Here is an 11,609-nt window from a genome sequence, read left to right as displayed (position 1 = left end):
ACACCTTGGGTCGACCTTTTTGCGGATTCTTCGTTACTCATCGAGCGACTCGACACACCACTGACAGAAGTCCAGCGTCGCGTCCGTGTCGCGGCCGCAGTGCGGACACGAGACGGTATCGGTGGTCGAGTCCGTTACCGGTTCGGCGGATCCGGCCCCGGCGTCGCTCCCGGTCAGCCCGTCGCGATCGGACGACGACGCGTCCGCCGCGGTTTCGGTCGCCGGCGAGCCCCGCTCGTACGCTCGGTTGTTCCGGACGGCGAGGACGTACGCGTCGACGACGCTGGCGGCGACGGCGATGAGCGCCGGGGCGATCTCGACGAGCGGCGGGCGCTCGCCGGCGACCACACGATCGACGGCAGCGTCTGGAACGACGAACACGAGCGTCGCCGTGATCAGCGCGTACCACCCGAAAGCGCGCGCCCATCGCCTGAGGTAGGCGTGGCCGAGTCCGGACACCAGAAGCGCCAGCGCGGCCGCGAGCCACGGTCGTCTCCGACGGGTCTCGGGATCGCTCATGTCGTCGGGAACGGGCGCCAGCGCCGAGAAACTACCCCTCCCTCGGAGCGTTTATGTGGCCGAGACACCGAGCAGGAGTATGTTCGGCGCGCCGACCGGGGACTTTCTGATCGGAATCGCATTCGCGATCGCCGGGGTCGGAAGCTGGGTCGTCGGACTCGGCGTCGCGTACCTCTTGTACCGGCGGTGGCGCGGTGACGGACCGCGCGACGACGAAGCGCTCGGGACCGACACCGAGTCCGCGAACGGCGAATCTGACGACGGGTCTCGGATCGAGAGCTGACCGCTCGTTTCCGTTCGGCCACGCTTTTGAGTCCGCTTCCCGGATGACCGGTATGACCGACACGGCGCTCGTCATCGGTGGAACCCGATTCATCGGCCGACACACCGTCTCCGACCTGATCGCGAACGGGTACGAGGTCGGAATGTTGAACCGGGGCACCCACGGGAATCCCTTCGCCGACGACGACCGAGTGACCCACGTCGAGGGCGACCGGAAGAACGAGCGGGATCTCCGAACCGCGAAGCTCTCTATCGAGCCCGATATCGTGATCGACTGCGTCGCTTACCAGCCGGCCGATGTGGAAACGGCCACCGACGTGTTCGCCGACGTCGACGGGTACGTGTACATCTCCTCGGGCGACAGCTACGCCGCTGAGGAGGTGCCCAAGCGCGAAGGGGAGACACCGCTTCGACCGTGCACGCCCGAGCAGGCGACCGACGATACGTCGGAGACCTATGGGAACCGGAAGGCCGAGGGCGACCGAGCCGTCTTCGCGGCCGCCGAGGAGGGGGTTCGGGCGATGGCGGTGCGTCCCTGTATCGTCTACGGCCCGTACGACTACACCGAGCGGCTCGACTACTGGATCGACCGGGTGCTCTCTCAGGACCGCGTCGTCGTTCCCGGCGACGGGCAGAACCTCTGGCACCGCGCGTACGTCGAAGACGTGGCGAGCGCGCTCCGGATCGTCGCCGAGCGCGGCGAGGCGGGGCGAGCGTACAACGTGGGCGACCGCCGGGCACTCACGCTCGAGGAGACCCTAGAGACGATCGCCGACGCGGCGGGCGTCGGCTGCGAGGTCGTCGCGGCGAGCGCCGACGCGCTGGCGGCCGGCGGCCTCGGGCCGGACGACTTCGTGTTGTACCGGGAGTACCCGCACCTGCTCGACACGTGCGCGCTCGCCGACCTCGGGTGGGAGTCGACGCCCGTCGAGGAGGCGATGGCGCGGACCGTCGCCGAGCACCGGGACGCCGACCGCGACGGCGGCGAGTGGGACCCGGGGCGCGAGGCCGAAGAGCGCGTGCTGGGCGTCAAAGAGACGCTGTAGGTCGAGGGCTCCGGAGACTCGGGCGGCGCGACTCAGTACGCCGCGTCCCACCGGGCCGGCTTGCGTCGGTTGCCACAGTCGCGACACTCCATCCGGTCCATCGTGTCGATGGCGACGTTCGTCCCCTCGCAGTTCCCGCAGAGGTAGCCGTAGCGCTGCGACAGGTCGGCGTCGGTGTACGCGACGTAAAACGGGGCGTGAGAGCCCCGGTCGCTCTCGTCAAAGGCGACGTGGACGGTCTCGCCGTCCTCCGTCTCGTAGGTACCCTCGGAAATGCCGGTCAGCCGTCCGATCTGCTTCCGGTACTCCCGTTCGTCGAACGTCTCGTCGCCGATCTCCACCGCGCGCTCGCCGTCGAGATCGTACCCCTCGCGCTCGTAGAACGCCGTTCCCGCCTCGTTGTCGACGAGGACGCGCGCCTCGATGCGGTCGACGTCGGCCGCGCGAAGCTCCGACTCCACCCGTTCTAAGAGTGCGGAGCCGATCCCCGACTCGCGGTGGTCCGGGTGGACGTGGAGCCAGTCGATCTCGCCGACGCGCTCGCGCCGGCCGACGACGTAGCTCTCGGCGAACCCGACGACGGTGTCGTCGACGACGGCCACCGGGAACACCGTGTCCTCGTCGCCGATGTCCGCACCGAGCTCGTCGGGGTCGTACCACTCGTCGATCGCCTCCTCCAGTAGCGTCTCGTCGACGGCGTGGCCGTAGGAAGCGATCAGCGATTCGCGCGCGACCGTCCGGATCGCGTCGATGTCGTCGAGCGTTGCAGATCGGAGATCCATACCGGCTCATTCACGCGCGGCTACAAAAAACACACAGGCGGAACGGGCCGGGAAAGAGGAAGAAACGAAGCCGAAACCGGGAACGGAAACGGACGCGGAAGCGCGAAATGTCGGCGGCGGTCTACGAGATGGAGTACGTCGCGGCGGCCATCAGCAGCATCGTGAGCGCGAGCGCGAGCGACATCACGTAGGTGAGCGAGCGGTTCTCCCATCGGAGGTGCTGGAAGTACCCGACGATGAGCAGGGTCTTGACCGTCGCGATCACCAGCGTGCCGCCGAGCGCCTGGGCGTAGGTGAAGTTGAGGAACTCGGCCTCGAAGAGGACGAAGTTGAGGGTTGCCGCGACCAGGAGCGCGACGTAGATCGCCGTGTACAGTTTGAGCGAGTCGTCCGACATTGCTTGCCTCTGCCTTCGTCCGTACGCTTAAAGAATTAACCATCCGGGGGACGCGATCCCGCCCGAGCGGTGCCGACCGCGGATCCCGAACCGAATATCCCGAAACGCCTATCCGCGCGACGCGCTCACCTCACACCGGTCGCAGCCGCCGACCGATGTCACCGTGGACCCGCTCGAACCGACGGACGATCTGCTCGAATCGCTGTACGTCGTCAACAAGGTCGCAAAGCAGTTCGCCGACGAGGCGACCGCCGCCTACGAGCGCGGCGACCTCACGGAGAGCAACGTCAGATCGGCTCGCAAAGACGCGCTCTACCGGACGAAGACGGCCGTCCTCTCCCGCGTCGTCGCCCACGACCCGTCTCGCGTCTCCGGGGAGTACCACGCGATCAACGGCGACGTGTGGCTCTTCCTGTCCGTCGACGGGTGGAAGTTCCACCAGCCGGCGTACGCGATCGGCGGGGAACTCACGGACGCGATCGAGACCTCGAACTCCCGGTCGGACCCACTCGACGCGCCGTACGTCCGCGACTCGACGGTCGAACGCTCGGATCGCACGTTAGAGGAGTCGCTCTCCCGGCTGGCCGACGCCGGCGTCAACGCGAACGACCACCTCGCGCGCCCGACCGTCACGAGCGAACACGACCGGATCGTCGACGTGCGGTGGTCGTTTCTCCCGTAGCGGCCGATCTTCCCGCGGCCGCCGGGGGAGCTATTGACGCCGAACCAACGCGACCGGTCGCGACGCTGTCGGATCGGGGTCTCGCGAAAAGCGAACCGCGAGCGGCGGCGGCGTTACGCTTCGACGACTTCGATGGCGCCGAGCATCCCGTTCCCTTGGTGGGGCGTACAGTAGTAGAGCTGGATCCCGGTGTTGTCGAACGACTGCTCGAACGTGTGGCCCTCCTCGTCGACGGCGTTGCCGCTATCGAAGTCGGACTCGGAGTTCTCGGCGGAGACCACGTTGTGCGCGCCGCCCTCGCCGGTCCACTCCCAGACGACGGTCGTGCTGGAGTCGATCCGGATCGCGGCCGGATCGAAGGCGAACCCCACGTCGCCGGCGCCGACCGCGACCGTGACCTCGTCCTGTCCGGTGTAGTCCATGATCTGCCCCTCGTACATCCGAGCGTCGGAGAGGTAGTCGTCGATCTCGCTCGGGACGTCGTCGGCAGCCGACCCGCCGGAGTCGCCGCCGTCGGAACCGTCGGACCCGTCGTCGCCGTCCATTCCGTCGGACCCATCAGAGCCGTCGGACCCGTCCGAACCGTCGGCTTCGCCGGATTCGTCACCGCCGCCCGAACAGCCGGCGAGCGTTCCCACGGTCAGCGCGGCTCCGGTTCCGGCGACGTACCGCCGCCTAGACAGTTTGTCAGACATCAACTTTCAGTAGGGGTTCGAGCCTTACAAACCCCTTGATGAGCCCAACGAGACGAGAACCGCTGGCCGCCGATCGGGTCCAGTACGCTCCGCCGTCGGCGGCTTTATTCGCGGTCGCCTCCGTGGTCGATCCATGCGGGAGGACGAGTTGGCGACGCGCGTGGTCGACCACTACACGGCGGTCCACGACGACCCCGAGATCCGGTTGGAGGAGCCCTACGACGCGGAGGGCCGCCGCGGGATCGTCGACGCGTACGTCCGGGTTCGCACGCCGGAGCGCGTCGATCACGTCATCGAACTCAAGGGCGACGCCGCCGTGCGACGCGCGACCGGTGCCAACGAGATACTCCGGCAGTACCGCCGGATGGAACGGTACTTCCACGCCGACGCGAGCCACGCGCTCCGGCCGAAACTCGGGCGCACCGAGCCGGGCGCGCGGTTCCGCCTCTGTTTCGCGCCGACCCCGACCTGCGTCTACCACGTCGCGACCCACCGGTCGCTGTACGGTTCCGTCGACGCGGCGGCGCGGGTCGACGACGTGCCCGCGGTTCGGACTGTCGCGTTCCTCACCGGGCTCGACGGCGACCCCGCCGATCTCGGGATGGTATCGGTCAACGGGGACGCGCCGTTCGGCTCCTCGGCGTTTTTAAAAGCCGTTCCCGACGAGTCTCGGCTGGCAGAAAGCGTTCGACGGGTCGACGACGACGTGATCGATCCGGGAAACGAAGAATAAGGCCGTCCAGAGGCTGACTCGGCGTTCAGTTCAGTACTCTTCGTACGCGAGGTTCATCATCCACTGCGAGAAGGCGTCTGCCTGCGGATCCACCTCCTCCTCGCCGATGAACGGCGAGAGCATGTCGCCGGCCATGAGCAGCGAGAAGTCTAAGTCGCGGGGAGCGGGCTCGAGGTAGTAGGTGTTGTGGCCGTCGTAAACGGTATCCGAGCGCTGGATGAGCCCGGATTCCTCTAACGCCTCCGCGATCCGGCTCCCCTTCCGCGAGGAGACGTCAAGTTCCTTCCAGAAGTCGCTCTGGTGGATGCCACCGGTCTCGCGGATGAGTTCGAGGCCGGCGTGTTCGTCCTCCGAGAGGTCGGCCTCGAGTTCGGACACACTCATACCGTATTGGGCGCCCGCGAGTCGCTTAAAACTGGCTTTCCGTGCCGTCGCCGCCGGAGGACCCGTCGACGGGCCTCCCTCGACGCCGATCGTCGGAACCGAACCCCGCCGGCAACGACACCGGCTCCGCGGGCGTCTCGCAGGGCGGACCGTCGGCGTACGCGAACTCGGGGGGCGTCTCGGAATCGGGAGCGGTCCGGATCCGCGTGAACGACCGCGTCCCGAAGCCGTCGCCGTGGAGACAAGCTCCGTACTCGTGGTCCGCGAGCGCGGCGCTCGCGCGGTCGAGCCACTCGGTTCCCGACTCGCCGGGCTCCGGTGCCAGCGCGGCCGCGACCGCCCGCGCACTGTCGGCGCGCTCCGCGCCGAACTCCCGGCGGCGCTCCGGGACCGCGAAGCGCTCGACGCCGTTGACCACGCCGCCGACGTTGCCGACGACGTGGACGCCGGGATCGAGGCGGGTGATCGCCAGCCCGCCGTCGTACGAGAGGAGGAAGGCGGCAGCGTCGTCGGCGAGCACGAGGTTGAAACCGTCGTACGACCGGGTTTCGAGGTCGTGCTCGACGGTTCGAACGGCGTCCTCCGCGGAGTCGGCCGTCAGGCAGTCGCGAACGAGCAGGCCGCGGGAGCGGTCGCTCTCGCGGTCGGCGTCGAGCCAGCGGTTCGTGACCGCGGCCACGACTCCCGACCGTGAGAGCCCGATCCACGTCCCGCCGGCCTCGGCGTCGCGGGGTGCGACGTACGCATCGTCGCCGTCGCCGTCGCTGCCGCTGTCGCCGCCATCGCCTCCGCGGAGAGCCGGTGGCTCGGACGACCGATCTAACGCCTCGTCGCGGTTCGCAGCGAGCGCGATCGGCGCGTCACCGAACGTCCGCCACGCGAGCGTGAGCGTGCACACGGCGGCGATCCGGAGCCCCACGACGAAAAACCCGCGGTCGGTAGTGGTGGTGAGTCTTTACTCACAATAAAAGAAATCTTTTGGTGGCTGGCCGCCAAAGCCGCTACATGAAAGCGATCGCCGTGTACGACGGGGCAGACGAACCGGTCGTGACAGAGAAGCCGCGGCCGGAGCCGGCGCCCGGGGAGGCGTTGGTTCGGACCCTTCGGGTCGGCGTCGACGGGACCGACCACGAGGTCATCTCCGGGAGCCACGGCGGCTCCCCCGAGGGCGAGGACCACCTCGTGTTGGGCCACGAGGCGGTCGGCGTGATCGAGGACCCGAACGACACGCCGTTCGAGGTCGGGGACGTCGTCGTGCCGACGGTCCGGCGACCCCCGAACGGGGCCAACGAGTACTTCGCGCGCGGCGAACCCGACATGGCGCCGGAGGACCGGTACCACGAGCGCGGCATCGTCGGCGCCCACGGGTTCATGGCGGAGTACTTCACCAGCCCGGCGGAGTTCCTCGTCGAGATCCCGCCGGCGCTGGCGGAGTGGGGGTTCCTCGTCGAGCCCGTCTCGATCGCGGAGAAAGCGATCGAACACGCCTACGCCAGCCGGTCGGCGTTCCACTGGGAGCCGGAGTCGGCGCTGATTCTGGGTAACGGCTCGCTCGGCCTGTTGACCGTCGCCGCCCTCGACGAGGAGTTCGACCGGATCTACTGTCTCGGCCGCCGCGAGCGCCCGGACCCGACGATCGACATCATCGAGTCGCTCGGCGCGACGTACGTCAACTCCAACGAGACGCCCGTGCCGTCGGTGCCGGAGGCCCACGAGCCGATGGACTTCGTCTTCGAGGCGACCGGCTACGCGCCCCACGCCTTCGAGACGATCGAGGCGCTCGCGCCCAACGGGGTCGGTGCGCTGCTCGGCGTCCCGGGCGACTGGGAGTTCAAGATCGACGGCGGACGGCTCCACCGCGAGTTCGTGCTCCACAACAAGGCGCTCGTCGGCAGCGTCAACTCCGGCTACGAGCACTTCGAGGCCGCCGTCGACTCGCTGTCCCGCCTCTCCGACGCGTTCCTCGATGATCTCGTCACGGGCGTACACGGCCTCGACGACTTCGAGGCCGCGTTCGCGGATGACGACACGACTATTAAAACGGCGGTCGAATTCGGCACATATGAAGAACGTTGACGACCTGATAGACAGCGCGGCCGAGCTCGCGGAACACGGCCTCTCGAAGGGCGAAATCGCCGACGAGCTGAACGTCTCCCGGGAGACCGCCAGCTGGCTCGTCGAACGCGGCGGCGGCAACGGTGCGGGCGATGAGATCGCAGCGACGACCTCGACGGCCGACATCCACGTCGACTGGTCGGCGCTGGGGCGCGACTCGACGCGGCTCCGGTACGCGGCGAGCGCGATGGCGGACCTGCTGGCCAAGCAGGGCGAGGACGTCGATCTGACGGTGGGCATCGAGAAGGCCGGTGCGCCGCTCGCGACCGCGGTCGCGAACCAGCTCGACACGGATCTGGGCACGTACGCTCCCGCGAAACACCAGTGGGACGAGGGCGACATCGACGAGCAGGGCGGCGGTTTCTCGCGGAACTTCGCCGCCATCCGCGACCGCGACTGCTACGTCGTCGACGACATCATCACCTCGGGGACGACGATGCGCGAGTCGATCGACGCGATCCGCGAGCAGGGCGGCGAGCCCGTCGCGTGCGTCGTGCTCGTCGACAAGCGCGGATACGACGAGATCGACGGCGTCCCGGTGTACTCGCTCGTCGACGTGGTCCGCGTCGACCGCGAGGAGTGAGGGTCGGAGGGAGCGCTGGGGCTCCCCGTCCTCCCGGTCACGCCGATCCCGTGCGGAACCCATTTGCGTCGCGGGCGCGTATCGCCCCTCATGACGTTCCAACCCGAAACCGACGCCGAGCCAGACGAGATCGCGGCCCGAGTCGAGGAGACCATCGCTGACAACGACGTGGTGCTTTTTATGAAGGGTAACCGTCTGATGCCGCAGTGCGGCTACTCGAAACGGGCCGTCGAGCTGATCGGCCAGCACGTCGATGAGTTCGAGACGGTCGACGTGCTGCCGGCGCTGCCGCACTACCGCGAGGCGCTCGAGTCCCACAGCGGCTGGGAAACGATCCCCCAGACGTTCGTCGACGGAGAGTTCGTCGGCGGGAGCGACGTGCTCGCGGAACTCGACGAACGCGGCGAGCTTGCCGCCGAGCTGGGCGCCGAGTAGTCGGAGACGCGCTATCGCACGTCGTGGGTATCGTCAGAACCCGCCGAAACGGCGCGCGGAACGCGCGACACCGCCACTGCCCAGGCGCATTGTAACACCGATCTTCGAAGGTCGAAGGGCAGGCGATATAAACCCACGGACCGTAGGTGGGGTAGGTGCAGCAGTCGCCGCTGCCGCCGTGCCGATCGGTTCGACCCCACCTCACCCAACTAACAATGACAGGCCGCGTGTTCAGACTTCATTCGACGCTCGAACTGCCACTCGAAGACGTGGAGACGTACTTCGAAGAAGATCCCGACCTCCCGCCGGAGATCGACGACATCGACATCACGCGTCGAAACAACACCCTCATCATCAAGGCCCTGTCCGACGACGAGAGCATCAGCAAGTACACGCCGACCGCCCAGCTGAAGGCGTCGGTCACGGAGACGCGCGTGTGGGAGGAAGAGCCCCCGCGAGCCGGCGGCCCGCAGTGGATGGACGACGAGGAGGAGGAGATCCCCTCCGAGCTCGTCGAGTTCGCCTGCTTCAAGGGCGACCGCGAGACCGTCCTCCAGAACTCCGCGCTCCAGTACCCGATGTTCCTGGTGCTTCGCAAAATTGCGACCCTCTCGGAGAAGGGGACGCTGACCGCGATCACCGAAGAGGACGGGGAGCTGGAGGCGACACGCATCGTCGAGGGCGAACCGCGTCCCGCGAGCATCGAAGTCGTCGAGAGCCCGCAGGGAGCGGGTGACGGCGACGGCGGCGTCAACTGGCGCGACAACGAGTTCATCTCGGACTGAGTTCCGGCGGAACGCCGCCCCGGTCCGACTCGTCCGAACACCAACCGATCCTTCCCGAGTTACGCCGTTCACCCGTCCAGCGACGGTGTCGCGGACCGCCGACGCTTTAGGCCGTCCGGACGTTCCCCCGTCAATGACCGACGACTGGGTAAGCCTCTTTTCGGGCGGGAAGGACTCCTCGTGGGCGCTGTACCGCGCGCTGGAGGAGGGCCTCGACGTCTCGCGGCTCCTGACGGTCCACCCCGCGGGCGACTCGTACATGTACCACACGCCGGCGACGGAGCTCGCCCGGCTGGCGGCCGAGAGCGTCGGTATCGACCTCGTCGAGGTGTCGCCAGACGATTTCGGGGCCGACGACGTCGACGACGCGGGCGCACAGGGGGACGCCGAACTGGAGCCGATGGAAGCCGCCCTCCGAGAGATCGCCGCGGGAGACGACGTCGGCCTCGCGGGCGTCACCGCGGGCGCGGTCGAGAGCGAGTACCAGACGAGCCGCATACAGGGGATGTGCGACCGACTCGGGATCGACCTGTTCGCGCCGTTGTGGCAGGAGGACCCGGTCGCGCTCGCCGAGGCGATGTTCGAGGCGGGGTTCGAGATCCGGATCGTACAGGTGGCAGCCTACGGGCTCGACGAGTCGTGGCTCGGTCGGCGGTACGACGCCGACGCGCTCGCCGAACTCGTCGACCTCCGCGAGGAGTACGGGGTCCACCCGCTCGGCGAGGGCGGAGAGTTCGAGACGTACGTCGTCGACGGGCCGCACATGGACCGGCGTATCGACATCGAGTACGACGCGGTCTGGGAGGGCGACCGCGGCCACGTCGAGATCCGGGACGCGCGGTTAGAGTAGGGTCGTTGCTCCGGACGGTCCGTGTTACGGCCAGTTGCCGGCCTGATCGTAGGCGTCGACGATCCGGTCGATCGCGACGACGTACGCCGCCGTTCGGAGGTTCGGAGCCTCGTTCGTCTCGTAGCTGTCGACCAGCCGATCGAAGGCGTCGACGATCACGCGTTCGAGCTCCTCGTTCACCCGCTCTTCCGTCCAGTAGAACCGCTGTCGGTTCTGGACCCACTCGAAGTACGAGACGGTGACGCCGCCGGCGTTCGCGAGGATGTCGGGGACGACGTACACGTCCTTGTCGGCGAGCACGTCGTCGGCGTCCGGGGTGAGCGGCCCGTTCGCGGCCTCGACGACCACGTCGGCGCGCACGTCGGCGGCGAGGTCGCTGTCGATCGCGTTCTCCAACGCGGCCGGCACGAGGAGGTCGACGTCGAGCGTCAGCAGTTCCTCGTTCGTGATCGGCTCCGCGTCGCCGTACCCGCTGACGGAGCGGGTCTCAGCCTTGTGATTTTTAACTGCGCGCGGGTCGAGCCCGTCGGGTGCGTGGATGCCCCCCGAGGAGTCGGAGACCGCGACCACGTCGGCACCGAGGTCGTCGAGCAGCGCGGCGGCGACCGAGCCTGCGTTCCCGTACCCCTGAACGGCGATCGTCGCGCCCGCGACGTCGCGGTCGAGCCAGTCGAACGCCTCTCGCGCGGCGAGCGCGACGGAGCGACCGGTCGCCTCGACGCGTCCCTCGCTGCCGCCGGAGTCGAGCGCCTTTCCGGTGATGACACCCGGGGCGGTCGTGTTCTCTAAGGTCTCGTAGGTGTCTTTGATCCAGTTCATCTCCCGCTGACCGGTGTTAACGTCGGGGGCGGGGATGTCGCGATCCTCGCCGATCAGCGGACGGAGTTCGGTCGCGAACGCGCGCGTGAGCCGCTCCAACTCGGCCTCGGAGTAGTCGGCGGGGTCGATCGCGATCCCGCCCTTCCCACCGCCGTACGGGATGTCGACGACGGCGCACTTGTACGCCATCCACCCCGACAACGCCTTCACCTCGTCGCGGGTGACGCCCGGATGATAGCGGATGCCTCCTTTGTACGGCCCTCGGTCGCCGTTGAACTGCGAGCGGTACGCCCGGACCGTCTCCAGCGACCCGTCGTCGAGCTCGAACGTGAGGTTCGTCTCCAGTACACGCTCGGGGTTCTTCAGACGAGTGACCACGCCCTGCGGCGCGTCGAGAAACGCTGCGGCGTCGTCGATCTGCTCTTGAAGGCTCTCGAAGGGATTAGCTTGGCCGGCCATACATCTGTTTCCCGAGGGGCCGAGGTTAACTGTGGCGAACGCT

Annotated in this window: 16 protein-coding genes; 9 read left to right on the top strand and 7 right to left on the bottom strand. The window is 68.0% G+C overall.

Annotated features, from left to right (window positions below):
- Window positions 1–33: 33 nt before the first annotated feature.
- On the bottom strand, window positions 34–519 hold the full coding sequence (locus tag FGL94_RS01415; RefSeq protein WP_144920236.1) for a zinc ribbon domain-containing protein: 486 nt from the start codon (window positions 517–519) through the stop codon (window positions 34–36).
- 79 nt (window positions 520–598) lie between these two features.
- Between FGL94_RS01415 and FGL94_RS01410 the strand changes: the two genes are divergently transcribed.
- Together FGL94_RS01410 and FGL94_RS01405 are read left to right on the top strand one after the other, a co-directional pair.
- On the top strand, window positions 599–802 hold the full coding sequence (locus tag FGL94_RS01410) for a hypothetical protein (RefSeq protein ID WP_144920234.1): 204 nt from the start codon (window positions 599–601) through the stop codon (window positions 800–802).
- Window positions 803–854: 52 nt separating this feature from the next.
- A complete protein-coding gene (locus FGL94_RS01405) occupies window positions 855–1,847 on the top strand; it encodes an NAD-dependent epimerase/dehydratase family protein (protein WP_144920232.1) in 993 nt (330 codons plus the stop codon).
- Window positions 1,848–1,879: 32 nt separating this feature from the next.
- Here the strand turns inward: FGL94_RS01405 and FGL94_RS01400 are convergent, their stop codons facing one another.
- Together FGL94_RS01400 and FGL94_RS01395 are read right to left on the bottom strand one after the other, a co-directional pair.
- Entirely contained in the window at window positions 1,880–2,629 is a 750-nt protein-coding gene (locus tag FGL94_RS01400) for a GNAT family N-acetyltransferase (RefSeq protein ID WP_144920230.1), read from the bottom strand.
- A gap of 121 nt (window positions 2,630–2,750) precedes the next feature.
- On the bottom strand, window positions 2,751–3,026 hold the full coding sequence (locus FGL94_RS01395; RefSeq protein ID WP_144920228.1) for a cytochrome C oxidase subunit IV family protein: 276 nt from the start codon (window positions 3,024–3,026) through the stop codon (window positions 2,751–2,753).
- 163 nt (window positions 3,027–3,189) lie between these two features.
- Here FGL94_RS01395 and FGL94_RS01390 point away from each other — a divergent pair, with 163 nt between their 5' ends.
- Window positions 3,190–3,708 (top strand): hypothetical protein, encoded by a 519-nt coding sequence (locus tag FGL94_RS01390; RefSeq protein WP_144920226.1) that lies wholly within the window; start codon window positions 3,190–3,192, stop codon window positions 3,706–3,708.
- Between the two features lie 113 nt (window positions 3,709–3,821).
- On the opposite strand, the gene FGL94_RS01385 is transcribed toward FGL94_RS01390, so the two are convergent.
- On the bottom strand, window positions 3,822–4,403 hold the full coding sequence (locus FGL94_RS01385) for a halocyanin domain-containing protein (protein ID WP_144920224.1): 582 nt from the start codon (window positions 4,401–4,403) through the stop codon (window positions 3,822–3,824).
- Window positions 4,404–4,536: 133 nt separating this feature from the next.
- Here FGL94_RS01385 and FGL94_RS01380 point away from each other — a divergent pair, with 133 nt between their 5' ends.
- Entirely contained in the window at window positions 4,537–5,136 is a 600-nt protein-coding gene (locus FGL94_RS01380) for a hypothetical protein (protein ID WP_144920222.1), read from the top strand.
- A 30-nt stretch (window positions 5,137–5,166) separates the two neighbouring features.
- On the opposite strand, the gene FGL94_RS01375 is transcribed toward FGL94_RS01380, so the two are convergent.
- Window positions 5,167–5,520, bottom strand: coding sequence for a helix-turn-helix transcriptional regulator (locus tag FGL94_RS01375; protein ID WP_144920220.1), 354 nt, complete (start codon window positions 5,518–5,520; stop codon window positions 5,167–5,169).
- A 25-nt stretch (window positions 5,521–5,545) separates the two neighbouring features.
- Window positions 5,546–6,418, bottom strand: coding sequence for an NRDE family protein (locus tag FGL94_RS01370; RefSeq protein WP_144920218.1), 873 nt, complete (start codon window positions 6,416–6,418; stop codon window positions 5,546–5,548).
- Between the two features lie 107 nt (window positions 6,419–6,525).
- Between FGL94_RS01370 and FGL94_RS01365 the strand changes: the two genes are divergently transcribed.
- The 5 genes from FGL94_RS01365 to FGL94_RS01345 all read left to right on the top strand — a co-directional run bounded on the left by FGL94_RS01365 (window position 6,526) and on the right by FGL94_RS01345 (window position 10,288).
- On the top strand, window positions 6,526–7,596 hold the full coding sequence (locus FGL94_RS01365) for a glucose 1-dehydrogenase (RefSeq protein WP_144920216.1): 1,071 nt from the start codon (window positions 6,526–6,528) through the stop codon (window positions 7,594–7,596).
- A complete protein-coding gene (gene gfcR / locus FGL94_RS01360) occupies window positions 7,583–8,218 on the top strand; it encodes a transcriptional regulator GfcR (RefSeq protein WP_144920214.1) in 636 nt (211 codons plus the stop codon). Before FGL94_RS01365 ends, gfcR begins: the two co-directional genes overlap by 14 nt.
- Window positions 8,219–8,308: 90 nt before the next feature.
- Window positions 8,309–8,653 (top strand): glutaredoxin family protein, encoded by a 345-nt coding sequence (locus tag FGL94_RS01355; protein WP_008849441.1) that lies wholly within the window; start codon window positions 8,309–8,311, stop codon window positions 8,651–8,653.
- A 215-nt stretch (window positions 8,654–8,868) separates the two neighbouring features.
- A complete protein-coding gene (locus tag FGL94_RS01350) occupies window positions 8,869–9,438 on the top strand; it encodes a DUF7110 family protein (RefSeq protein ID WP_008849440.1) in 570 nt (189 codons plus the stop codon).
- A gap of 133 nt (window positions 9,439–9,571) precedes the next feature.
- Window positions 9,572–10,288, top strand: a complete 717-nt coding sequence (locus FGL94_RS01345) for a diphthine--ammonia ligase (RefSeq protein ID WP_144920212.1) — start codon at window positions 9,572–9,574, stop codon at window positions 10,286–10,288.
- A gap of 24 nt (window positions 10,289–10,312) precedes the next feature.
- Here the strand turns inward: FGL94_RS01345 and FGL94_RS01340 are convergent, their stop codons facing one another.
- A complete protein-coding gene (locus FGL94_RS01340; RefSeq protein WP_144920210.1) occupies window positions 10,313–11,566 on the bottom strand; it encodes a Glu/Leu/Phe/Val family dehydrogenase in 1,254 nt (417 codons plus the stop codon).
- Window positions 11,567–11,609 lie beyond the last annotated feature (43 nt).

It is taken from the genome of Halorubrum salsamenti, from assembly GCF_007671685.1.
Taxonomy (GTDB): domain Archaea; phylum Halobacteriota; class Halobacteria; order Halobacteriales; family Haloferacaceae; genus Halorubrum; species Halorubrum salsamenti.
Note: the sequence above shows the minus strand (reverse complement) of the source record. Positions and strands in the feature narration are given on the sequence as shown.